Source organism: Stenotrophomonas sp. YJH_SMC_69 (assembly GCF_059370495.1).
In genome coordinates, this window is sequence record NZ_JCAFTS010000005.1 from 177,684 (window position 1) to 199,394 (window position 21,711).

Annotated in this window: 19 protein-coding genes, 1 tRNA gene and 1 pseudogene; 13 read left to right on the plus strand and 8 right to left on the minus strand. The window is 67.4% G+C overall.

Annotated elements, in window-relative coordinates; translation table 11 throughout:
* Positions 1-133: 133 nt before the first annotated feature.
* Positions 134-210, minus strand: a tRNA-Arg gene (locus AC5P8F_RS10885).
* Positions 211-393: 183 nt separating this feature from the next.
* Between AC5P8F_RS10885 and amaB the strand changes: the two genes are divergently transcribed.
* From amaB to AC5P8F_RS10920, 7 genes are all read left to right on the plus strand, one after another.
* Complete coding sequence (amaB, locus tag AC5P8F_RS10890) at positions 394-1,926, plus strand: L-piperidine-6-carboxylate dehydrogenase (protein WP_014646923.1); 1,533 nt, start codon at positions 394-396, stop codon at positions 1,924-1,926.
* Positions 1,926-2,765 (plus strand): SDR family NAD(P)-dependent oxidoreductase, encoded by an 840-nt coding sequence (locus AC5P8F_RS10895; RefSeq protein WP_134966140.1) that lies wholly within the window; start codon positions 1,926-1,928, stop codon positions 2,763-2,765. Before amaB ends, AC5P8F_RS10895 begins: the two co-directional genes overlap by 1 nt.
* Before the next feature lie 179 nt (positions 2,766-2,944).
* On the plus strand, positions 2,945-3,229 hold the full coding sequence (locus tag AC5P8F_RS10900; RefSeq protein WP_014646921.1) for a DUF4190 domain-containing protein: 285 nt from the start codon (positions 2,945-2,947) through the stop codon (positions 3,227-3,229).
* 4 nt (positions 3,230-3,233) lie between these two features.
* A complete protein-coding gene (locus AC5P8F_RS10905; protein WP_478406458.1) occupies positions 3,234-4,004 on the plus strand; it encodes a class I SAM-dependent methyltransferase in 771 nt (256 codons plus the stop codon).
* 8 nt (positions 4,005-4,012) lie between these two features.
* Positions 4,013-5,068, plus strand: coding sequence for a quinone-dependent dihydroorotate dehydrogenase (locus tag AC5P8F_RS10910; RefSeq protein WP_032962331.1), 1,056 nt, complete (start codon positions 4,013-4,015; stop codon positions 5,066-5,068).
* 8 nt (positions 5,069-5,076) lie between these two features.
* The gene (gene murB / locus AC5P8F_RS10915; RefSeq protein WP_014646918.1) at positions 5,077-6,138 is read left to right on the plus strand and encodes a UDP-N-acetylmuramate dehydrogenase; all 1,062 of its coding nucleotides are present in this window, start codon (positions 5,077-5,079) and stop codon (positions 6,136-6,138) included.
* A gap of 32 nt (positions 6,139-6,170) precedes the next feature.
* Complete coding sequence (locus AC5P8F_RS10920) at positions 6,171-7,058, plus strand: DMT family transporter (RefSeq protein WP_049406338.1); 888 nt, start codon at positions 6,171-6,173, stop codon at positions 7,056-7,058.
* A gap of 110 nt (positions 7,059-7,168) precedes the next feature.
* On the opposite strand, the gene AC5P8F_RS10925 is transcribed toward AC5P8F_RS10920, so the two are convergent.
* The 5 genes from AC5P8F_RS10925 to AC5P8F_RS10945 all read right to left on the minus strand — a co-directional run bounded on the left by AC5P8F_RS10925 (position 7,169) and on the right by AC5P8F_RS10945 (position 11,342).
* Positions 7,169-8,173, minus strand: a complete 1,005-nt coding sequence (locus AC5P8F_RS10925; protein WP_032959991.1) for an aminoglycoside phosphotransferase family protein — start codon at positions 8,171-8,173, stop codon at positions 7,169-7,171.
* 99 nt (positions 8,174-8,272) lie between these two features.
* Positions 8,273-9,307 (minus strand): DUF418 domain-containing protein, encoded by a 1,035-nt coding sequence (locus tag AC5P8F_RS10930; RefSeq protein ID WP_111206791.1) that lies wholly within the window; start codon positions 9,305-9,307, stop codon positions 8,273-8,275.
* Positions 9,304-9,894, minus strand: a complete 591-nt coding sequence (locus AC5P8F_RS10935; RefSeq protein WP_495228143.1) for a TetR/AcrR family transcriptional regulator — start codon at positions 9,892-9,894, stop codon at positions 9,304-9,306. Before AC5P8F_RS10935 ends, AC5P8F_RS10930 begins: the two co-directional genes overlap by 4 nt.
* A 96-nt stretch (positions 9,895-9,990) precedes the next feature.
* Entirely contained in the window at positions 9,991-10,794 is an 804-nt protein-coding gene (locus AC5P8F_RS10940; RefSeq protein WP_495228145.1) for an APH(3')-II family aminoglycoside O-phosphotransferase, read from the minus strand.
* Between the two features lie 41 nt (positions 10,795-10,835).
* Positions 10,836-11,342 (minus strand): DUF2938 domain-containing protein, encoded by a 507-nt coding sequence (locus tag AC5P8F_RS10945; protein WP_049440782.1) that lies wholly within the window; start codon positions 11,340-11,342, stop codon positions 10,836-10,838.
* Between the two features lie 55 nt (positions 11,343-11,397).
* On the opposite strand from AC5P8F_RS10945, the gene AC5P8F_RS10950 reads away from it, so the two are divergent.
* From AC5P8F_RS10950 to AC5P8F_RS10965, 4 genes and pseudogenes are all read left to right on the plus strand, one after another.
* Positions 11,398-12,063, plus strand: coding sequence for an ArsR/SmtB family transcription factor (locus AC5P8F_RS10950; protein WP_495228147.1), 666 nt, complete (start codon positions 11,398-11,400; stop codon positions 12,061-12,063).
* A 14-nt stretch (positions 12,064-12,077) separates the two neighbouring features.
* Entirely contained in the window at positions 12,078-12,806 is a 729-nt protein-coding gene (locus tag AC5P8F_RS10955; protein ID WP_495228149.1) for a GNAT family N-acetyltransferase, read from the plus strand.
* 28 nt (positions 12,807-12,834) lie between these two features.
* A pseudogene (locus AC5P8F_RS10960) lies at positions 12,835-13,550 on the plus strand (SDR family NAD(P)-dependent oxidoreductase).
* A 94-nt stretch (positions 13,551-13,644) separates the two neighbouring features.
* Entirely contained in the window at positions 13,645-15,591 is a 1,947-nt protein-coding gene (locus AC5P8F_RS10965) for an EAL domain-containing protein (protein WP_495228151.1), read from the plus strand.
* Here the strand turns inward: AC5P8F_RS10965 and AC5P8F_RS10970 are convergent.
* Positions 15,588-16,199 carry a TetR/AcrR family transcriptional regulator gene (locus tag AC5P8F_RS10970; protein WP_014646907.1) on the minus strand — a complete coding sequence of 204 codons (612 nt, stop codon included), beginning with the start codon at positions 16,197-16,199 and terminating at the stop codon, positions 15,588-15,590. The genes AC5P8F_RS10965 and AC5P8F_RS10970 overlap by 4 nt on opposite strands.
* Before the next feature lie 104 nt (positions 16,200-16,303).
* Between AC5P8F_RS10970 and AC5P8F_RS10975 the strand changes: the two genes are divergently transcribed.
* On the plus strand, positions 16,304-17,380 hold the full coding sequence (locus tag AC5P8F_RS10975; RefSeq protein ID WP_495228154.1) for an MBL fold metallo-hydrolase: 1,077 nt from the start codon (positions 16,304-16,306) through the stop codon (positions 17,378-17,380).
* A 166-nt stretch (positions 17,381-17,546) separates the two neighbouring features.
* Positions 17,547-20,666, plus strand: a complete 3,120-nt coding sequence (locus AC5P8F_RS10980) for a galactose-binding domain-containing protein (RefSeq protein WP_495228156.1) — start codon at positions 17,547-17,549, stop codon at positions 20,664-20,666.
* A 59-nt stretch (positions 20,667-20,725) separates the two neighbouring features.
* Here AC5P8F_RS10980 and AC5P8F_RS10985 read toward each other — a convergent pair whose 3' ends face one another.
* Positions 20,726-21,703: an ABC transporter substrate-binding protein gene (locus AC5P8F_RS10985; RefSeq protein WP_014646904.1), complete on the minus strand. Its 978-nt coding sequence runs from the start codon at positions 21,701-21,703 to the stop codon at positions 20,726-20,728.
* Positions 21,704-21,711 lie beyond the last annotated feature (8 nt).

The window sequence follows — 21,711 nt, forward strand, 5'->3', positions numbered from 1 at the left end:
GCTTCGCCCACGAAGCCACCGAGTGGATAAACAACGGCAGCCTCGAGGTGTGCCAGCTGTGCCAAGGCCGGGCTCAACCCGACCGAATAAGAGCAGACGGGCTAGGGGCAATGAGGCGTAACTCATTGAATTCTGGTGACCCCGGCCCGATTCGAACGGGCGACCTTCCCCTTAGGAGGGGGACGCTCTATCCAGCTGAGCTACGGGGCCATGCAGCCGGGAAGTTTACAGGCAACGTGCCCCGCCCTCCAAGCATTCATGTTCGGCCAGGCCTGGCTGGCGCGTTGCACCATGGCTGGCCGGGGCGCTCTGCTACCATCGGCGATTCAGTTCATCGCGTCCCCCACCTGCCCGCGATGGCGCCAAACAACGTAACGAAATACAGGAGTCTGCATGTCTTCCGAGCTGCTCAAGTCCCTTGGCCTGGACGCGATCAACGCTGGCACGTACCTGGGCAACGGGGAGTGGTCGAGCGCGACCAGCGGTGAGCTGATCACCCCGGTCAACCCGACCACCGGCGAGCCGATCGCGCAGGTCCGCGCGACCACCGAGGCCGAGTACGAGACCGTCGTGGCCCGCGCCCAGGAAGCCTTCAAGGTCTGGCGCACCACGCCGGCCCCGCGCCGCGGTGAAGCCGTGCGCCTGTGCGGTGAAGCACTGCGCAGGCACAAGGACGCCCTGGGTTCGCTGGTTGCGCTGGAAATGGGCAAGAGCAAGCCGGAAGGCGATGGCGAAGTGCAGGAGATGATCGACATCGCCGATTTCGCCGTGGGCCAGAGCCGCATGCTGTACGGCTACACCATGCATTCCGAGCGCCCCGGCCACCGCATGTACGAGCAGTACCACCCGCTGGGCCTGGTCGGCATCATCTCGGCCTTCAACTTCCCGGTCGCGGTGTGGAGCTGGAACTCGTTCCTGGCCGCCATCTGTGGCGACGTGTGCATCTGGAAGCCGTCCAACAAGACGCCGCTGACCGCCATCGCCTCGCTGAAGATCTGCAACGACGCCCTGCGCGAAGCCGGCTTCCCGGACATCTTCTTCCTGATCAACGATGCCGGCACCGCGCTGTCGGAAAAGATGGTCGATGACCGACGCGTGCCGCTGATCAGCTTCACCGGCTCGACCCAGGTCGGTCGCACCGTCAACGAGAAGGTCGCGCGCCGCCTCGGCCGCTGCCTGCTGGAACTCGGCGGCAACAACGCCATCATCCTGGACGAAACCGCCGACCTGAAGCTGGCCGTGCCGGGCATCGTGTTCGGCGCTGTCGGCACCGCCGGCCAGCGCTGCACCACCACCCGCCGCCTGATCGTGCACCGCTCGATCTACGCCGACGTGCTGGCCACCCTGGTCAAGGCCTACAAGCAGGTGGAAGGCAAGATCGGCGACCCGACCGATGCGGCCAACCTGATGGGCCCGCTGAACAGCGAAGGCGCCGTGCAGCAGTTCCTCGATGCGATCGCCCAGGCCAAGGCGGCCGGCGGCACCATCGAAACCGGTGGCAGCCGCATCGACCGCCCGGGCAACTTCGTGTTGCCGGCCATCGTCTCCGGCCTGAAGAACAGCGACGCCGTGGTCCAGCACGAGACCTTCGCGCCGATCCTGTACGTGATGCCGTACGACACCCTCGATGAAGCCATCGACATGCAGAACGGCGTGCCGCAGGGCCTGTCGTCCTCGATCTTCACCCAGAACCTGAAGACTGCCGAGAAGTTCCTGTCGGCTGCCGGCAGCGACTGCGGCATCGCCAACATCAACATCGGCACGTCCGGTGCGGAGATCGGCGGCGCCTTCGGTGGCGAGAAGGACACCGGCGGTGGCCGCGAATCCGGTTCGGATGCGTGGAAGGTCTACATGCGCCGCCAGACCAACACCATCAACTATTCGGATTCGCTGCCGCTGGCCCAGGGCATCAAGTTCGACCTGTGATGGCAAACGACGCAGACACGTCCGTGGGCCAGAGCCCCTCCGGGGACCTGGCCCCAGCGAGGGGTCGGATCCCCGCAGGGGCTCCGACCCTCGATTTCAGCGGCCGCCGCGTGCTCATCGCCGGCGGCAGCAAGGGCATTGGCCGTGAAATGGCGCTGGCGTTTGCCGGCGCCGGCGCACAGGTCTCGGCCTGCGCCCGCGGCCAGGCCGGCCTGGATGCCCTGCGTGCCGATGCACGGGCGCAGGGCTTCGAACTGCACGCGTTTTCCACCGATCTGGCCGATCCCGGCCAGATCCAGGCCTGGCTGCAGGCCGCCGCCGATGCCCTCGGCGGTATCGATGTACTGGTCAACAATGCCACCGGCTACGGCATGGCCGACGACGAGGACGGCTGGGCGGCCAGCCTGCAGATCGACCTGATGGCGGCCGTGCGTGCCTCGCGTCTGGCACTGCCATGGCTGCGTGCCTCCAGCGACGCCTGCATCCTCAATCTGTCGTCGATTGCCGCGCAGCAGCCGCGCCCCGGTGGCGCGCCGTATGCTGCGGCCAAAGCGGCGCTTTCGCACTACACCACGTCACAGGCGCTGGCGCTGGCCAAGGACCGGATCCGGGTCAATGCCATCGCCCCGGGCTCGATCGAGTTCGATGACGGCCTCTGGGACCGTCGCCGCGTCGAGGACCCCGCGCTGTACCACGGCACCCTGGCGAAGATTCCGTTCGGCCGCTTCGGCCACCCGCGCGAGATCGCCGACGCCGCCCTGTTCCTGTGCTCGCCGCTGGCGCGCTGGGTCACCGGTAGCGTGCTCAATGTGGATGGCGGCCAGGTGTTGATGGGCTGATACCGGCACTTCGGTAGCCGCCAAGCCTGGTTGGCATGCCTTTCGTCGACCAAGGTCGACGCCTACCAGGGCCGAAATCCCATTCGTCGGCCAGGGTCGACGCCTGCCATCGCATCCGCCGGGCATGGGATTGCCGGGGCAGAGGCACTATCATGTGCACACTGCCAAGGAGGACCCCGATGAGCGTGGCACCCCGACAGACAAGCGCCCTGGCCGTGGTCAGCCTGGTCATGGGCATCGCCAGCTGGACCGTCCTGCCCTTCGTGGCCAGCATCGTCGCCATCATCACCGGCCACATGGCCCGCGCCGAAATCCGCCGCCGCCCGCACGAACTGGAAGGCGATGGCCTGGCCGTTACCGGCCTGGTGCTGGGCTGGGTCATGGTCGGCGCGGCACTTGCCGCCATCGTGGTCTTCATCCTGTTCTTCGGCGGCCTGGCGTGGCTGGCGGCGGTGTCGAACTGACGCCATGACCGCCTCCGACAGCACTGAACGCTTCAGCAGCCGCGTCGCCGACTACGTCCGCTACCGGCCCGACTACCCACCCGCGCTGCTGGAGTGGCTGCACGGCCCGATGGGTGTCAGCCAGCAGGTGCGTGTGGCTGACATCGGCGCCGGCACCGGCATTTCCAGCCGCCTGTTCCTGGCCAGCGGCCATCCCGTTGTCGCGGTTGAGCCCAATGCGGCCATGCGGGGCGCGGCCGAAGAATGGCTGGCACCGCAGTACCCGCAGTTCCGTGCGGTGGACGGCCGCGCCGAGGCCACCGCGCTGGACGATGCCAGCATCGATCTGGTCAGCGTCGCGCAGGCCTTCCATTGGTTCGACACCGTGGCGGTACGCGCCGAGTGGCAGCGCATCCTGCGCCCCGGCGGCCAGGCCCTCATCTACTGGAATTCTCGCCTGCTCGATGCGAGCCCGTTCCTGATCGGGTACGAACAGCTGCTGCTGGACTACGGCACCGACTACACCGCCGTGGCCGAGCGCTACCAGGACGACGCCACCATGCAGGCCTGGTTCGGCGCTGGCCTGCGCGGCAGGGTGGAGCTGCCGAACGTGCAGCACCTGGACTTCGACGCCCTGCGCGGGCGCCTGCTCTCCTCCTCCTACGCCCCTCAACCCGGTCATCCGCGCCACGCACCGATGATCGACGCTCTGCAGCACCTGTTCGCCGCCCACGCGGTCGACGGCCAGGTTGCTTTTGAATATCGAACCCGAGCCTTCCTCGGCACGCTGGACTGAACCGACGCATGTATTCGCTTGCCCGCCCCTTCCTGTTCTCGCTCGACGCCGAGCGCGCCCACGGCCTCGGCCTGTCCGCACTGGACCTGGCCTATCGCACCGGCACCACGCCGCTGCTGGCCGCACGCATCGCGCCGATGCCCAGCACGGTGTTCGGGCTGACGTTCCCCAACCCGGTCGGCCTGGCCGCCGGCCTGGACAAGAACGGGGAGCACATCGATGCATTGTTCGCGCTCGGCTTCGGCTTCGTCGAAATCGGCACGATCACCCCGCGCCCGCAGGCCGGCAATCCGCAGCCGCGCCTGTTCCGCCTGCCGGAACACAACGCGATCATCAACCGCATGGGCTTCAACAATGCAGGCGTGGACGCACTGGTGCGCAACGTCGAGCGCGCGCGCAACCGCCGCGGCCTGCTCGGCATCAACATCGGCAAGAACAAGGACACCCCCAACGAACAGGCCGTGGACGATTACATCGCCTGCCTGGACAAGGTGTACGCGCTGGCCGACTACATCACTGTCAACATTTCCTCGCCCAACACCGCCGGCCTGCGTGAACTGCAGGAAGAAACCGCGCTGCGCCAGCTGGTCAGCCAGCTGCGTGACCGCCAGGAAGAGCTCGCGGCCCGCCACGGCCGCCGCGTACCGATGCTGGTGAAGGTGGCGCCGGACCTCAGCGAGCGCGACATCGATGCCGCCGCCCGCGTGCTGGGCGAGCTGCAGGTGGACGGCGTGATCGCCACCAACACCACCATCGACCACAGCAAGGTGGCCGGCGATCCGCTGGCCAACGAGGCCGGTGGCCTGTCCGGTGCGCCGGTGCTGGAGCAGTCCACGCTGGTGCTGCGCCGCCTGCGCTCGCGCCTGCCCGAGTCGGTGCCCTTGGTCGGCGTCGGCGGCATCCTGTCCGGTGCCGATGCCGTGGCCAAGATGGCGGCCGGTGCCGCGCTGGTGCAGTGCTACAGCGGCCTGATCTTCCGTGGACCGGCGCTGGTTTCCGAATGCGTGGAGGCGATCCGTCGCCGCCGCGAAGCGCCCAGCCGCGGCGCGGTGGCCCCACTGTGAGCGCGCCCATGGACACCATCGACGGCAACGCCCCGCTGCGCTGGACGCTCACCCAAAATGCGCCGCTGCAGGGACTGAACACCTTCCACGTGCAGGCCAATGCGGAACAGCTGCTGGAACTGCACGATGCCGCGCTGCTGCCGGAGGTGCTGGCACTGCCCGAGGTGGCCAACGGCCCACTGCTGGTGCTGGGTGCCGGCAGCAACGTCCTGATCGCCGAGGACCTGCCCGGTACCGTGCTGGTGTTCGGCAACCGCGACATCAGTTTCCTTGAACACCGCGCCGACCATGCCGTGATCCGCGCCGGCGCCGGCGTGCCCTGGCATGGCCTGGTGATGTGGTCGCTGCAGGAAGGCCTGTCCGGCCTGGAAAACCTGGCGCTGATTCCCGGCACCGCCGGTGCCGCACCGATCCAGAACATCGGCGCCTATGGCGCGCAGGTCGGCGAGTTCATCCAGGCGGTCGAAGCCTGGGACTGCCAGGAACAGGCCTGGGTGCGCCTGGATAACGAACAGTGTGGTTTCGCCTACCGCGACAGCGTGTTCAAGCAACAGCCCGATCGCTACCTGATCACCGCCATCGAACTGAAACTGCCACTGCTGCACGATCTGCGCATGGACTACGCCGGCATCCGCGAAGAGCTGCAGGCGCAGGGCGTGGTGCTGCCGGGCGCGGTGGACGTGGCCAATGCGGTGATCGCGATCCGCCGCCGCAAGCTGCCCGACCCGGAGGTACTCGGCAATGCCGGCAGCTTCTTCAAGAACCCGGTGCTGCCGCTGGAGCAGGTCGACGTGCTGCTGCAGCATTTCCCCGACCTGCCGGTGTTCCCGGCCGAGCAGGACGACAAGCGCAAGGTCTCGGCGGCCTGGATGATCGAATCCTGCGGCTGGAAGGGCTTCCGCGACGGCGATGCCGGCGTGGCTCCCAGCCACGCGCTGGTGCTGGTCAACCACGGCAATGCCAGCGGCGCTGAACTGCTGGCGCTGGCGCGCCGCATCTCGGCCTCGGTGCTGGAGAAGTTCGGCGTGCCGATCGAACCGGAGCCCCGCCTGCTCGGCGCACAGTGGTGAACACTCTCGCCCTCTCCCCCGGCGCCACTCCGATGCGGGCGGCGCTGTTGATGCTCGGCAGTACGATGGCGTTCGGCCTGATGGCGGTAGCGATCCGCTATGCCACACGCTACGTTCCGACCCAGGAAGTGGCGTTCTTCCGCAATGCCTTCGGCCTGCTGGCGTTGCTGCCGATGCTGCTGCGGCCGGGCCGTGCGCCGCTGAAGACGCAGCAGCTGCCGCGCTATTTCGTGCGTAGTGCGATTGGCCTGGGCTCGATGCTGTGCGCGTTCTGGGCACTGGGCCACCTGCCGTTGGCGCAGGCGGTGTCGCTGTCGTACTCCACGCCGCTGTTCGTCACGATTGCCGCCGTGCTGTGGCTGGGTGAAACCGTGCGCGTGCGCCGCTGGGCCGCGGTCGTGGTCGGCTTCATCGGCGTGCTGGTGATCGTGCGTCCCGGCACCGCCGGCTTCACCGCCGGCAGCTTGGTCGCGGTGGGTGCGGCGGTACTCAGCTCGCTGGTGGCGATCCAGATCAAGCAGCTGACCCGCGTCGACAGTGCCGATACCGTGGTGCTCTATACCTACGTGTTCTGGGTGCCGCTGTCGCTGGTGCCGGCGCTGTTCGTCTGGGCCTGGCCAACCGGGTCGGCCTGGCTGTGGCTGCTGGCCACCGGCGTGCTCGGCACCGTCGGCCAGCTGTTGTGGACCCGCGCGCTACGGCTGGGCGAAGTCTCCGCCCTGACCCCGATCAGCTTCCTGCAGCTGCCCCTGGTAACGCTGTTCGGCTGGCTGCTGTTCAACGAAACGGTGGACCGCTGGACGATCATCGGTGCCGGCATCATCCTCGCCGCCAACGCCTACATCGCCCACCGCGAAGCCGTGCTGTCACGCCGCGCTGCAAGCGCGGCGGCCTCTGCAGCGGCCAAGCCCGCAGAGTAGATCCACACCCCGCGCAGACACCGCGGCCCCCTGTAGAGCCGAGCCATGCTCGACTCATCGCGCAGCGTGAGGGTTCATCGTAGAAAATGCCATGCACGCATGGCGTGGATCTACAGCGCGCGATACACCCGCTCTGCCGCGTCGAATACATTGCCCGGTGCGAACTGTTCGCTGAGGAAATGCAGCGACTGCCGGCGCAGCTGCGGCGAACGGTCCTCTCCATCACTGCCCAGCAGGACCTGCTGGAACTCGATCAGGTCCTGCAGGATGCGCCAGTGCCGGTACCAGGCGATCCAGCGTGGATCGCCGCGGTCACTGCCATAGCCTTCCTCGAATCCCAACGGGTTCTCGCGCCCCCAGCGCCCACCGACCGCGCCACCGATGAACATCAGGTCGCGCTCGCGCGGGGCCAGCGACAGGCCATCCCAATCGATCAGGTGCAGGCTGCCGTCATTGCCCATCAGCAGATTGCCGGCATGCAGGTCGGTGTGGCACAGGTGCAGCCGCACCGGGACATCCTGCAACGCCGCGTGCAGCTGCAGTGCCTGCGCATGCAGCGCCGCGATGCGCGCATGCTGCTGGTCCCAGACGGATACGAAGGCGCGGCCCAGCCCATCCCTGGCGGCCGCCAGGCCCTCGCCGGCCAGCCATTGCCCGACCGTATCAAGCGCCGCGGTTTCCATCCGCAGGCTCGGCAGCGCCTCCTGCAGCGCCGGTGGCGGGCACGCCTCGTGCAGGCGCCGCAGCACCTCGCCCAATCGTTGCCACTGCGTGCGGCTCAACGCCGCCTCGAAGCCGGACTGGCCTTCCACATACGGGAACAGGGTGAACTGCAGGCCCCAGCGCTGCACTGACGCTCCACCGGTCAGGGCCGGCCAGGGCGCGACGATTTCCTCGATGCCCAGCGTGCCGCGCAGCCAATGCAGGGTGTCCCAGACGGCAGGGGCAACCTGGTAACTGCGGCACTTCAACCACCATTGCCCGCGCCGTGCATCGATGCGATACACACTGGCGTTGGCATCGGCGCCAACCGGGCGTGGCACCACGGCATTGGCGGTGATGCCATAGGACTGCTGAAGGACTTCGCCGAGATGCTGCGCCGAAGCGAATGACATGGATGCAAGCGGAGAGTATTACCTGCCGCCACTATCGCAGATGCGCGGGCCGCGACACAGACATGTCCGTCACAACATCGTGCCTGCGCGACCAAAGTGCTAGCCGGCGACGCGTCGCATCACCGCTTCCAATGGGCCCCGCGCGAACCGCCAGGACCACAGCCACGCTGCGCTCGTGGCCAGCATCAGGAACAACAATGCCCACAGCAGCACCGACGCGAGCGACGCGCTGCCATCAAGCAGGCCCAGGCCTTCCAGCGTGCCCATGCCCAGCAGGATATGGCCGACGTACAGGGTCAGGGTCATGCGCCCGGCCGCGGTGAACGGTTCCAGCCAGTCACCCGGTCGTACACGCGTCAGCCACAGGCAGGCTGCAATGACACTGCAGGCCGCGCCCGCGCCTGTGAGTACGTAGGCCGGTCCCGGTGGCATCGGCTGCGTTCCCAGCCACGCCTGCCAGGGCGTCCCCTGCGCAAGCTGCTGCACGCCATGTCCAGCCACGATCAGCATCAGGCCCAGCACCAGCAGCGCGCGCTGGACCCGCGGTTGCGACAGTTGCAGCCGCGCCAGCAGCATGCCCAGCAGGAAGAAGCACAGCCACGGCAGCAGCGGATGGAACCCATTGAACAGCAGGTTGCGGGCCGCGCCCGGCCATTGCCACAGACCGGCGTATTCCAGCGTCTGCCAGTTCCATCCCTGGCTGTAGTCCCAGTGCAGCAACGCCCAGAACGAACAGGCCGCGATCCCCACGATGCTGGCCAGCAACACCCGCGGCGAGGCCCGCAGCCACAGCACGGCCAGCGCGAAATACACCGCGTAGTAATGCAGGATATCGGCCGGGAACAGCGTCAGGTTGAGCAGGCCCAGCACCAGCAGGAACAGTGCGCGCCGCCAGGTCTGCACACTGGCCGGCCACCAACCCTGCCGATGCGTGCCCAGTACCAGGCCCAACCCGGCCAGCGTAACGAACGTCGCCGAAGCCTTGCCTTCCAGAAAGTGGAAGACGCCTGCCAACCATCCGGCGCCCTCTGCCGGCACGGCCATCGCCAGGCGGAAGTTGACCAGCACCATGCCGGCCAAGGCCAGGTAACGCGCCAGATCAACGCCGTGCAGTCGCCGGTCGACGGCGCTCATGCGCGTGCGCCCAGCAGCAGCGCAAGCAGGCCGAGATCCAGCGATGCCTCATCGGTGCCCCCGGCTTCGCCCAGCCCTCGGCGCAGGGCATCGCTTTCGATGGCATCCAGCAGCACCTGTGCCTGCAGTGCCGCGGCCAGCACGGGGCGCCGACGTTCGCGCCGTGCCACCTGCTGCAGGGCTTCGGCCAGCGTCGCCTGCAATTGCCTGCGATTGGCCGCAAATGCCTCGGCCACGGCCGGATTGCGTGCGCTCTCGGCCAGCACTTCGACGGCGAGCGTTGCCCACTCCGGTTGCTGGCACAGTGCGTGGAAGTCCTGAAGGAAAACCAGCACCCGTGCGCGCTCGCCATCGGACGCGGCCAGTCGCTGCAGCAACGGTGCCAGTTCCTCGCCTTCGGCCACGGCCACCGCAAGGATGATCGCCTCCTTGCCCGGGAAGTGGTTGTAGAGATTGCCGAGGCTGACGCCGGCCGCCTGCGCGATGTCACGCATGCTGGTCTGGTGGAAGCCCTTCACGAGGAAACACTGCAGGGCGGCCTGCAGGATCTGCGCGATGCGTTGCCCGTTGCGGTCGGTTCGGTTCATGCCACAAATAGTGAACGAACGTTCGTCCATTTTTAAGGCGCGCGCATCCGCTGGCAGGGCGCCGTTCAGCCCTGCCCTACGCTGCCCTGTGCGGTTTCAGAAGAACTCGTCGAGAAGACGGTAGAACGCCAGCCGCCGTTCGTCGGGCACAACGCCATAGCGCCGGAACAGCGGCGCGACCCAGCGCGTGTCGCCGAAGTTGTGGACCAGGCTGCGCGCGGCGAGCGCCAGATCCTGGTAGCGATCGGCCACACCCAGCCGGCCACAGTCGATGAAACCGCTGAAACGGCCTTCGGCTGCCAAAAGGTTCGGCAGGCAGGCGTCGCCGTGGCTGACCACCAGATCCTCGTGATCGGGCCGGGTAGCGCGCAGTTCGGCGAACACCTGCTGTGCGCTCTGCCCCAGGCGCTCGTCATCGAAGTCATCGGCGTCGACCAGGCCCGCCTCGACCCGTTCCTGCGCGGCCTGCAGGCGCGAGGCCAGCCGCTGGTCGAACGGACAGGCCGCCACCGGTATGGCATGCAGGCCCCGCAGCGCATCGGCCAGCAGTTCCACCAGGCGCTGGGGCGGAAGCTCAGGCGACGAGGCCAAGTCGCGGCCGGGCAGCGCGCTCATCAGCAACCAGCGCCGGCCCGCTTCTTCGGCGGTGGCAATTACCGTTGGCGCCGGCTGGCCCTGCGCCTGCAGCCAGCGCAGGCGCGCGATCTCATCGCCCAACTCACTGAAGGTGTCTATCACTTCCGATTTCAGGAAGGCATCGGCCTGCCCCGGACGATGCACGCGGGCAACGTCCGCACGCGATACGCCGATCGACTGTCGCTCGATTCGCGCATCGGCCAATGTTTCCCGCCACGCCCACGGCAGCGGCATGCCATCAGTGAAGGGATCGGGTGCTTCCATGGCGGGATGTTCCTGTTGCCGGTGACCCTACGGATTCTCGCTCATCCTGCACGGACCCCGGCCAACAGCAGCGCGGAAAGGTACATGCCTGCGCCGAACACGCTGTGTGCCACCAGGCTGCGCAGCCGCGCCTTGCCAGGCGCCGGGGTCTTCGAAGCGGCAATGCCGGCGCCCATGCCCGGCTGCAGGATGAAGAACGGCGCGGCAACGCTGAGAACGCCGAAGGCCAGCGCCGGCCACAGGGTCGGTGCCTGCACCCAACCGTTCCCGACCACGGCCAGCAACAACACGGCGAAGACCACACCGATCACGTAATGCGCGGTCCAGCCCAGCGCGCGCTCGCCGGCCACCGGCAGCGAACGACCAATGCCCTCATGGCGCAAGCGCCCACGCCGCAGGTGGCCGAGCCAGCGGCCGACCATCGCAAAATCCAGCGACGGAATGCCGAGCAGCCTGCGCTGCAGCAACGCCCACAGATCCATCAGCGCGGTCGCGCCGACGCCGATCACTACCGCATCGATCACCAATGTCGTCGCCCAGCCACTCATCCCGCCAACCTTCAATTATTTGCTTGAATGATAGAGCGATGCTAGCGTGCCCGGCATGAACGCTGCAACCGAGCTGCCGCCGTCCCCGCTGGAAGCGCTGGCCGAGATCGCCCGCACCCTGGGCCACCCGCACCGCCTGGCCCTGCTGGAGCACATCGCCCAAGGCGAGCGTGCGGTCGAGCGCCTGGCCGAACTGAGCGGCCTGTCGGTGGCCAATACGTCCCAGCACCTGCAGCAGCTGCGTCGTGCCGGCCTGGCGCAGACCCGCCGTGACGGCAAGCGCATCCTCTACCGCAGCGCTGACGGCCCACTGGCCAACCTGCTGGCCGCGCTGCGCGACTATGCCGACCACCAGCGCAGCGAAATGCAGGGCGTCCTCACCGACAGCCTGCAGCGCCGCGATGCACTGGAAGGGCTGACCGTCGAGCAGCTGCTGGAGCAACGCGACAGCGTGGTACTGCTGGACGTGCGGCCGCGCGAGGAATTCGATCTGGGCCACCTGCCCGGCGCGCTGAACATTCCCGCAACTGAACTGCACGCGCGGATGGACGAACTGCCGCGCGCCGTCCACATTGTCGCGTACTGCCGCGGGCCCTACTGCGTGCTGTCCAACGATGCAGTGATGATGCTGCGCGAAGCCGGCCTCAGCGCGCAGCGACTGGCCGCCGGCTATCCCGAATGGAAGGCCGCAGGCCTGCAGGTTGAACTGCCCCGACACTGAGCGAACCGTTTGTCATGGATGATGCGATTTCCCCGTTGATCGATGCTGCCTGGCAGCGCGTGTTCGCCGGCCAGCGCACGTTGCAGCAGGGGCCGCAGCTGCACCTGGCGTGCAGCGATGATGTCGATGAGGGTGAGGACCGCATGCTGTTACAGCCGGTCGCGGGCCCCGCCCGAGCGCTGTTGCGTCCTGCCCTGGCCGCTCGCCTGCAACTGCGTGCGCAACCGCACTGGACACTGGCGCAGCTGCAACAGCGCTTGCAGCAGCTCGGCCAGCATATGCACGGCGCGGATCGTGTCTTCTACTTCCCCACCGCAACACTCGCCGCCCTCGCCGAACACCCTGCCCCACCACATATCCGCCGCCTCGGCGCGACCGACGCGGCAGCGTTCAACGCGTTCCAGGCCACCGCCAGCGAGGACGATCTCGATGCCGCATGGGTCGAGCTGGATCACTGGCAGGTGTTCGGTGCCTTCGACGGCGAGCGCCTGGTCGCTGCGGGAAGCATGTACCCCTGGAGCCTGGATCCAGCCTTCGCCGATATGGGCGTACTGACCCTGCCCGAGGCCCGCGGTCGCGGTCACGCGCGACAGCTGGTACACGCCATGGCCGTGTCCGCGCGGGCGTCCGGGCTGCAGCCGCAATACCGTTGCCAGCTCGACAACACCGCCTCGATCATCACCGCCGGACGCAGCGGCCTGCGCGCGTTCGCCGATTGGGACACCATTCTGGCGGCCGACTGAGGCCGCCGCAGCACAACAAGGAAGCCACATGAAATTGATGGTCATCGGCGCCAGCAGGGGCCTCGGTCGAGCGTTCGTCGAAGGCCTGTGCAGTGCGGGCGACACCGTCATCGGCGTTTCGCGCAGCCGCCCGCACGACCTCGAATGCCCCGAGGGCGTCACCCTGCAGTGGATCGAAGCGGATCTGTCCCAGCCCACCCTTGCTGCCAATCACATCGCAGCGCAGGCGCCGGCCGATCTGGATGTGCTCATCCACAACCTGGCATCTGGGAAGAGACGGCCTTCAGCGACGAGTACGCCTTCCTCGACGAAAGCGATGCCGCGCTTGCCCAGCTGGTCGACGTCAACATCACCGCCACCCTGGTGCTGCTGCGGCGCCTGCTGCCAAGGGTACTGGGCGCAGCACGTCCACAGCTGGTGCTGACCGGCTCGACCTCGGCGCTGCCGCGCAGCGGCCGCCCGGAAGTGGCGTTCGGCGCATCCAAGTTCGCGCTCAACGGCATCGCCGATGCGCTGCGCGAAGGCTTCCGGGATCGGCGCCTGGCGGTAACCAGTCTGCAGCTGGGCTACCTCAACACCGACGATGCACTGTCAGTGCCGGTAGCGGACGCCGCAGCGCGCGGCGACGGCGCACTGGTGCCGGTCCATGATGTCGTGGCGATGGTACGCGCCCTGCTGCAGCTGTCACCGTCCTCCTTCGTGCGCGAACTGGTGCTGCCCGCCATCGCCGACCCGCGCTACTGACCGCAGGGACCTTGGCCTGCCCCTTGGTGGCCGCACAGGCGCCTGTGGTTTACCCTGCTCGTCACTGGCCGTCGGTCACAGGCGGGAACCTGCTATGGATGCGCTTTCACGGGTCTCGGCCCAGGTCCTGGACAGCGCCCTGCCCAGCCTGCCGCTGTACCTGCTGCAGGCCACGGCGGTGATCGGCATGATCGGCGTGCTGCTGATCGCCACCCGTCGCGCCGGGCACGCCATTGAAGGACGGCGCCTGTATGTCGGCATAGCGCTGGGCCTGATCTACCTGTTCAATTCCTGGTTCGTGGCCCGTTACACCCAGGGTGTGGTCAAGCTGCACCTCGGCTTCGACATCCTGCTGGTCAGTGGCCTGCTCGGTGGCTGGCGCGGCGGCTTGGCCTGCCTGGCCGCCGCCCTGCTCGCCCGCTACCAGTTCGTCGGCACCCAGTTCTTCCTGCCTGCCAGCCTCGAGGCCGTGTTGCAGATGGTGGCCGGCGTCTGGCTGCGCAGGCGCCTGCACCCGCGCATGCTCAACGAACTCTCGCCACGCACGATCCTGCAGGCGTGGTCCGTGCGTATCGGGATGACCGCCCTGGGCCTGGCGCTGGGTGTGGCGATCATTGGGGCCGATCAACTACCGGTGGCCGAACTGGCGATCCAGCGTGTGCTGGCACTGCCGGTCTCGCTGCTGGTACTCGGCGCAGTGTTCGCACTGGTCTACAACGATGCCCAGATCGATGCGCAGCGCCAGCGCGAACAGGCGTGGCTGCGCATCGATCCGATCAGCGGCCTGCCCAACATGCGTGCGCTCGGTGAACGCCTGCAGCGGTACTGGCGCGACAACGACGGCATCGGCAAGGCCTGCCTGATCGTGGCCGAGATGGGCAACCTGCGCGATCTGCGCCTGCGCTACGGGCCATTGCAGGACAACGGCCTGTGGCAGCGCGATACACCGGCCGACGTCCACCGGTTGCTGCCATCGCTGGCGGTGGACGACGTGGAGGTCTACCAGTTCGGTGATGCCGCGCTGGCGATCCTGGTGCGCGGCATGACCTTGTCCGAACTGCGCATACAACCGCAGATCACCGAGCTGGCCAGCAACCTGGCCGATCGGGTCGGCCGCGATTGGCCTGGCTTCCGGCCGCTGTTCCGCTGTGCGGTGGTTGAATTGAAGCCCCCCGTTGATGCCGACGAAGGACATCTTCCGTTCCGCGCGATCACCGTGGCACTGAGCGCGATCGAATCCGGCGTCGTGTTCTTCGACGACCCGATCCAGCGCGACGGCGAGATCGACGCCCTGATCGAAGTCGCCCTCGAACGCTGGCTGCAGCAGGGCGACGCACCGCTGTGCTACCAGCCCAAGCATCGCCTGCAGGACCGCCAGCTGGTCGGCGCCGAAGCGCTGCTGCGCATGCGCGATGGCGAAGGCCGGCCGATTGCACCGATGCGGGTGATCTCGCTGCTGCGCCGGCAGGGCCGGCTGGCAGACCTGGAATGGGCCACGCTGCAGTCGGCGGTGCACTTCCTGCAGCACTGCCGGCAGGACGGCGCGGCGCTGACCATCGCAGTCAATGTGTCAGCCGAATCCCTGCGCCTGCCCGACTTCGGCCTGCGCCTGCAGGAACTGCTGCAGCTGCACGACATCCCCGGCGCGATGCTGCGGCTGGAAATCGTCGAGTGGACCGAGATCGTCGAGCGTGACCTGGTCGATGCCAACATCGCACAGCTGCTGGCGGCCGGAGTCACCCTGTCGCTGGATGATTTCGGCGCGGGCTACTCGACCCTGATCCTGCTTTCGCAGCTGGCCATCGCCGAGGTCAAGATCGAGCAGGCGTTGATCGCCACGCTGTCCGACGCCAAGTCGCAGTCGATCGTTCGCTTCATCGTCGAAGTCGCGCACCGCTGCGGCGCGATCGTGGTGGCCGAGGGGACCGAAACCCTGGCGCAGGAACAGCACCTGCGCGCGCTGGGCGTGGATGTCGGCCAGGGCTATCTGTACTCGGCCGCACTGCCGGCCGACGAGTTCCGTCGCTTCGCCGCCAGCTAGACCGCGTAGAAACCCAGGAACATGGCCACCGCCGATTCGGCGACGCGTGCGCGTTCCTGCGCGGTCAACGGTGGCTGCCCCATCGTCACCTGCGGCCAGAACGCAAAGCTCTTCACCAGCCCATGCAGCTGGTGGCCGGCGAATTCCGGATCAACCTCTCGCAACCGGCCATCGGCGATCGCTGCGCGGATCCACGCACTCTCGCCACTTTCCTTCTCGCCCATGCGGCAGACGATGGCCTGCGCCCGCTCCGGCGAGTGGATGACCTCGGCCATCGCCACCCGTGCCAGGTCGATGAAGTTGGCATCGCTGAGCAGTTCCAGCTTCTGGCCCAGCAACTGCAGCAGCTGCGCCTGCAACGGCTGGTCCGCGCGATACGGCAGTGCGTCGCTGGCCACGCTGCGTTCCCACAGCTCCTCCAGGATCATCGAAAACAGCGCTTCCTTGCTCGGGAAGTGGTTGTAGACGGTGCGCTTGGAGACCCCGGCCACCTCGGCGATGCGGTCCATGCTGGTCGCCTCGTAGCCCGATGCACGGAACTCCTCCACCGCCGCGCGCACGATGGCCTCGCGTTTGCGGTCGGTCAGGCGTTGTGGGGCACGGGGCATGGCAGGAACCGGATAGCTGAACGGATGCCACCATTTTACACCCAGCAGTGTACTTTTGAAAAATGCGAAACTACACTGTGCAGTGTACCCAGCGGACGTCACCCATGAAGCGCCTGCTCCTTGTCCTCCTGCTTGGAATCCTCGCCGTGACCGCCTACACCTTCTGCAAGTCCTGGTCCCTCCCCGACTTCCCCGATTCGCCGCAGTACCGCGACGGCAAGTTCCGCAATGCCCTGCCCCGTCCGGCGATGGGCCTGCGCGACGGTGCGGAGATCTGGTGGACGTTCCTGTTCAACAAGCCCAAGGGCACCGTGCCCGCCCACCCGATTCCGGTGAAGCCGCTGGACCGCGCCTCCCTGGATGCTGCCCCGGATCGCAGCCTGTTCCGGCTTGGGCACTCCACGATCCTGCTGAAGCTGCGTGACCAGTACTGGCTGACCGACCCGGTGTTCTCCGAGCGCGCCTCACCGGTGCAGTGGATGGGGCCGGCGCGCTTCCACGCACCGCCGATCAGCATCGACGAACTGCCGCCCATCGCCGGCGTGATCCTCTCGCACAACCACTATGACCATCTCGACCATGCCGCGGTAATGCAGCTGGCCGGCAAGACCGCGCGCTTCATCGCACCGCTCGGCGTCGGCGACCAGCTGATTGCATGGGGTGTGGACGCCAGCAAGGTGGAACAGCTGGACTGGTGGCAGTCGACTGAAGCCAGTGGCCTGCGCTTGACCGCGACCCCGGGCCAGCACTTCTCCGGCCGCGGGCTGGGTGACAGCGACCGCAGCCTGTGGGCGTCATGGGTGATCCAGGACGGCGACTTCCGCATCTTCTTCAGCGGCGACACCGGCTACTTCGATGGCTTCAAGGCCATCGGCGAGAAGTACGGACCGTTCGACCTGACCATGATCGAGACCGGCGCCTACGATCCGCGCTGGGCGTTCGTGCACATGCAGCCGGAACAGACCCTGCAGGCGCACCTGGACCTGCGCGGAAAGTGGCTGCTGCCGATCCACAACGGCACCTTCGACCTGGCCCTGCACGCATGGCAGCAGCCGTTCGAGCGCATCACGGCATTGGCGGCCGCAAAGAACGTGCCGGTGGCCACGCCGATGATGGGCGAAGCACTGGACATGCAGGCGCCGCAGGCGGGTACGCGATGGTGGGAGACGGTGGAGCTTTAGCGGGGGATGCCGTTTGACCTGCCGGAAGCCATGTAGAGCCGAGCCATGCTCGGCTGCGTCAACCACGGAAGCGGCCTGCGGCGCTGCAGTGCGTCATGTAACCGATTACATCCCTTGCTAGCGTAGCGCTCGCCCGATTCCGGTCGAACCTGCGAGGCTGTCTGTAATGACGTTGCGCGCCGAACGCTCCAAGGTCTCCCGCTCAGCTATCCCATGGCGATCTGCCGCCGCCCTGCTGTTGGCCGCCCTGGCCTCCAACGCACAGGCACAGACCCTCCCCCCGCGCAACCAATGGCAGGCCAGCAGTTCCTCGCAGCAGGTACCGGCGATGGCGATCGGCCACCTGATCGACGGCGACCCGAAGACCGTGACCGGCGGCGCCTTCAGCCCCGGCCACTGGTTCCAGATCGATCTGGGCGCGCCCACCCTGCTGGCCGGTGCGCGCCTTACCTGGGATGTCTCCAATCCGGAAGGCTATTCACTGCAGACCTCGCTGGATGGCACGCAGTGGCAGACCGCGTACACGATGGCCGATTCGCTGGGCGACGTGGAAACGCTGTACTTCGCGCCGCGGCAGGCACGCTACCTGCGGCTGGCCAGCCCGCAGCGCACCTCCGATTGGGGCGTGTCGATCTTCGAGATGGAGCCACTGGACAGCACGCTCAGCGCACGCATCAGCGGTATCGATGCAACGCAGGCAGCGGCGCTGTGGCAAGGGGGCGGCACCGTCGCGATGCCGGCCGGGGCAAATGGATCCCATACGTTCGAGATCACGCTGCCGCGGGCCCAATCAACGGCTGGCCTGGTCGTCGACTGGGCCGATGGCGCGCGCGGCGCCGCGCGACTGCAGGTGCAGGATGCACAGGGCCGTTGGCAGGACCTCGCACACGATGCACAAGCGGCCAATCATCGACAAAGCTGGCTGGCCGCCACTGCAGCACAACCGTTACGTACATTCCGCCTGAGCGTGGACGGCGCTGCACCGCAGATCGCGCGCCTGCGCCTGCTCGGCCCGAAGGCCGTGATGACGCCGATGAAGCGCTACCAGATCGCTGCCAGCGGCGCGCAGCGCGCGTTGTTCCCGGCGTCGTTGCAGATGCAGCAGACCTATTGGACCGCAGTGGGCGTGCATGCGGGCCGGCAGAAGTCGATCTTCGACGAATACGGCAATCTGGAAGCCTTCAAGGGCGCGCCACTGGTGCAGCCGATCTGGCGAAGTGCTGACGGTCGCGCCGCTGGCGCGGCAGGACAGCCGATACAGCACGCGCTGCGGGATGGCTGGAAGCCGATGCCCTCCGCTACGTGGTCACCGCAGCCCGGGCTGGAGTTGCGCAGCGAGGTATTCGCCATCGAGCGCAACGGCCAGCCGGTAACGTTCCTGCGTCATCGCCTGCACAACACCGGAAAAACCCGGATCGACGGCACGCTCAGCCTGGTCGTGCGCCCGATGCAGATGAACCCGCCATGGCAGAACGGCGGGCTGTCGCCGATCCGCGATGTGGCCATCGACAGGCAATCCGTGCGCATCAATGGCCGCACGCTGCTGCACTCGCTCACGCCAGTGGCTGCGTCCGGCGCGGCGCCGTTCGGCAGGGATGGCGCCACGGAAATCACCGCGGACATCGCTGCCGGCCAACTGCCTTCCGCGCAACAGGCACGTGATGACCAGGGTCTTGCCTCGGCTGCGTTGGACTACCGCGCCTCGTTGGCGCCGGGAACCAGCGATGCCATCGTGGTCGCGTTCCCGTTGGGCACCGCCGCCGCGGATGCCAATGGCGTGCTGCCCGAAGCGCCTGCGCTGGATCTGGCCACGCTTCCCCGCGATGCCAATGCGGCGTTCGATTCACTGGCCACGCAGGCGTCCGCGGACTGGCAGGCACGGCTGGGCCAGGTCGGCCTGCGCCTGCCCGACCCATCACTGGTGGACATGCTGCGCGCGCAGGCCGCCTACATGCTGATCAACCAGACCGGCCCGGCGATGCAGCCCGGCCCGCGCAACTACAACCGCTCCTTCATCCGCGACGGCATGGCCACCTCGGCCGTGCTGCTGCGCATGGGCGAGGCCAAGGTCGCGCGCGACTACCTGGCCTGGTACAGCGAACACGGCGTACATGCCAACGGCCTGGTCTCGCCGATCCTCAATGACGATGGCAGCGTCAACACCGGCTTCGGTTCGGACATCGAGTACGACAGCCAGGGCCAGTACGTGGCGCTGGTCGCCGACGTTGCACGGCTGGATGGCGGACCCGAGTCGGTGCGTGACTACCTGCCGAAGGTGAAGGCCGCGCTGCACTTCCTGCAGGAACTGCGCGAGCGCACGCTGGTGCCCGGTTACAAGGCTGACCAGCCTGCCCCGGAACGCTTTGCGGGCATCCTTGCACCATCGATCAGCCATGAGGGCTATCCATCACCCACCCACAGCTATTGGGATGACTACTGGGGCCTGAAGGGGTGGCACGACGGCGCGTGGCTGGCCGAGGCGCTGGGCGACCACGAAACCGCCCGTTGGGCGCGCGAGCAGTACAAAGCGCTGTACGACGCATTGCGTGCCTCGATCCGCGCAACGATGGCGTGGAAGGGCATCGACTTCATTCCGTCATCGGCCGATCTTGGCGATGGTGACCCCACCGGCGTGTCGATCGCCCTGGACCCGACCGGCGCGCAGAGCGTGTTGCCGGCAGATGCGTTGCGGACCACCTTCGCCCGCTACCTGGAAGACGTGCGCAAGCGCAGCCAGCCCGGTGCGCTGTATGCCTACACGCCGTACGAGATCCGCAACGTGCTGAGCTATGTGCACCTGGGCCAGCCAGACGTGGCTGACGAGCTGCTGCAGGGCCTGCTTCATGACCGGCGCCCGCTTGAATGGCAGGTGCTGGCCGAAGTAGTGCATTCACGGCTGCGCTTCCCGCGCTACCTCGGCGACATGCCGCATACCTGGATCGGCGCCGAATACGGCCGCACCCTGTTCGGCATGCTGATGCGCGAAGACGATGATGCGCTCTCGCTGCTGCCGGGCACACCGCCCTCGTGGGTGGCGGGGGATGGATTGGCGGTGGAACGCCTGCCGACGGCGTATGGCACGTTGCAGATGCAGGCGCGGCAGCGCGACGGGGTGCTGACGGTGGGGCTTGGCAAAGGGCTGCGCGGCGGAACGGCGGTGAAAGTCTGGTGGCCGGCGCGCACGATGCCGAAGACGGTGCGTGTGGACGGACGCAGCGTTTCCGACTTCGACGCCGAGGGCGTGCGCCTGGCGAAACCGTTCAGAACGCTGGAGGCGCGTTGGTAAAGCAGCCGAGCATGGCTCGGCTCTACAAAAGCGGAGGTCGCGCCGGGCCACGCCCGGTGTCATTGCAACGTCGGCAATCCCGGCGGGTTGGTCTGCGACTGCGGCACGGCTTCCTCGGCCACGTTCCACCGTTTCAGCGCCTGCGCGTAGGTGCCACTGGCGATCTGGGTGTTCAGCGCCTGCGTCACTGCATCAGCCAGGCCGCTGCCCTTGCGCGTGGTCACCGAGATCGCCGCAGCGTTCGGCCAGCCACCGGGGAACAGGCCGACGCGCCGCACCTTACCGTCGCGTGCGGAATAGGCGCCGGTGGCGTTGGGCTCGAACGACACATCGGCGCGGCCGGTGATCACCGCCAGCCGCCCGACCACGGCGTCATCGAAGTACTGGTACTCCACCGGTTTCAATCCCGCCGCGATGTTCTGCTGGTCCCACTGCCGCAGGATCTGGTCCTGGTTGGTGCTGGCACCCACCACCACCTTCAGCCCGGCCACATCGGCCGGCTTCTCGATCTTCTGGATCGGCCCGTCTGCGCGCGTGTAGATGCCCAGCAGGTCGAAACGGTAGCTGGAGAAATCGAACTTCTTCTTGCGCTCTTCGGTAACCGTCACGTTCGACAGCACCGCATCGTACTTGCCTGATTCCAGACCCAGCGGCCAGTCGGCCCAGGCCACCGGCACGATCACCAGCTTCAGGCCCAGCGCATCGGCGATCAGGCGCGCGATGTCGGGCTCGATGCCCACAACGTCCTTGCTGTCGGCCCCGTAGTCGGCCAGCGGCAGCTGCCCTGGATGGGTGGCCACGGTGAAGGACCCGGGCGTGACGAAGCGATACCCCTTGGGGATCAATGACTGCGCCTCTGGATCGAACGTGCCTTTCAACACCGCCGTGTTCGCACCGGCCAGGCTGGTCGCGGCCACGGTGCCGGCATCCGGTGCCTGCCGCACGCGCGAATAGACGATACCGGTGATGCCGATGACCAGCACGCCCACGATCAACAGGGTGCTGCGTGAGGGACGACGCGGTGCTGCAGGGCTCATGGTGTTCC

Coding starts and splice junctions, on each gene's coding strand:
- AC5P8F_RS10925 (WP_032959991.1), bottom strand. CDS start 8,173: ATGTCATTCGCTTCGGCGCAGCATCTCGGCGAAGTCCTTCAGCAGTCC.
- AC5P8F_RS10920 (WP_049406338.1), top strand. CDS start 6,171: ATGCGGGCGGCGCTGTTGATGCTCGGCAGTACGATGGCGTTCGGCCTG.
- AC5P8F_RS10935 (WP_495228143.1), bottom strand. CDS start 9,894: ATGAACCGAACCGACCGCAACGGGCAACGCATCGCGCAGATCCTGCAG.
- AC5P8F_RS10895 (WP_134966140.1), top strand. CDS start 1,926: ATGGCAAACGACGCAGACACGTCCGTGGGCCAGAGCCCCTCCGGGGAC.
- AC5P8F_RS10910 (WP_032962331.1), top strand. CDS start 4,013: ATGTATTCGCTTGCCCGCCCCTTCCTGTTCTCGCTCGACGCCGAGCGC.
- AC5P8F_RS10930 (WP_111206791.1), bottom strand. CDS start 9,307: ATGAGCGCCGTCGACCGGCGACTGCACGGCGTTGATCTGGCGCGTTAC.
- AC5P8F_RS10940 (WP_495228145.1), bottom strand. CDS start 10,794: ATGGAAGCACCCGATCCCTTCACTGATGGCATGCCGCTGCCGTGGGCG.
- murB (WP_014646918.1), top strand. CDS start 5,077: ATGGACACCATCGACGGCAACGCCCCGCTGCGCTGGACGCTCACCCAA.
- AC5P8F_RS10975 (WP_495228154.1), top strand. CDS start 16,304: ATGAAGCGCCTGCTCCTTGTCCTCCTGCTTGGAATCCTCGCCGTGACC.
- AC5P8F_RS10980 (WP_495228156.1), top strand. CDS start 17,547: ATGACGTTGCGCGCCGAACGCTCCAAGGTCTCCCGCTCAGCTATCCCA.
- AC5P8F_RS10965 (WP_495228151.1), top strand. CDS start 13,645: ATGGATGCGCTTTCACGGGTCTCGGCCCAGGTCCTGGACAGCGCCCTG.
- AC5P8F_RS10955 (WP_495228149.1), top strand. CDS start 12,078: ATGGATGATGCGATTTCCCCGTTGATCGATGCTGCCTGGCAGCGCGTG.
- AC5P8F_RS10970 (WP_014646907.1), bottom strand. CDS start 16,199: ATGCCCCGTGCCCCACAACGCCTGACCGACCGCAAACGCGAGGCCATC.
- AC5P8F_RS10945 (WP_049440782.1), bottom strand. CDS start 11,342: ATGAGTGGCTGGGCGACGACATTGGTGATCGATGCGGTAGTGATCGGC.
- AC5P8F_RS10985 (WP_014646904.1), bottom strand. CDS start 21,703: ATGAGCCCTGCAGCACCGCGTCGTCCCTCACGCAGCACCCTGTTGATC.
- AC5P8F_RS10900 (WP_014646921.1), top strand. CDS start 2,945: ATGAGCGTGGCACCCCGACAGACAAGCGCCCTGGCCGTGGTCAGCCTG.
- AC5P8F_RS10950 (WP_495228147.1), top strand. CDS start 11,398: ATGAACGCTGCAACCGAGCTGCCGCCGTCCCCGCTGGAAGCGCTGGCC.
- AC5P8F_RS10905 (WP_478406458.1), top strand. CDS start 3,234: ATGACCGCCTCCGACAGCACTGAACGCTTCAGCAGCCGCGTCGCCGAC.
- amaB (WP_014646923.1), top strand. CDS start 394: ATGTCTTCCGAGCTGCTCAAGTCCCTTGGCCTGGACGCGATCAACGCT.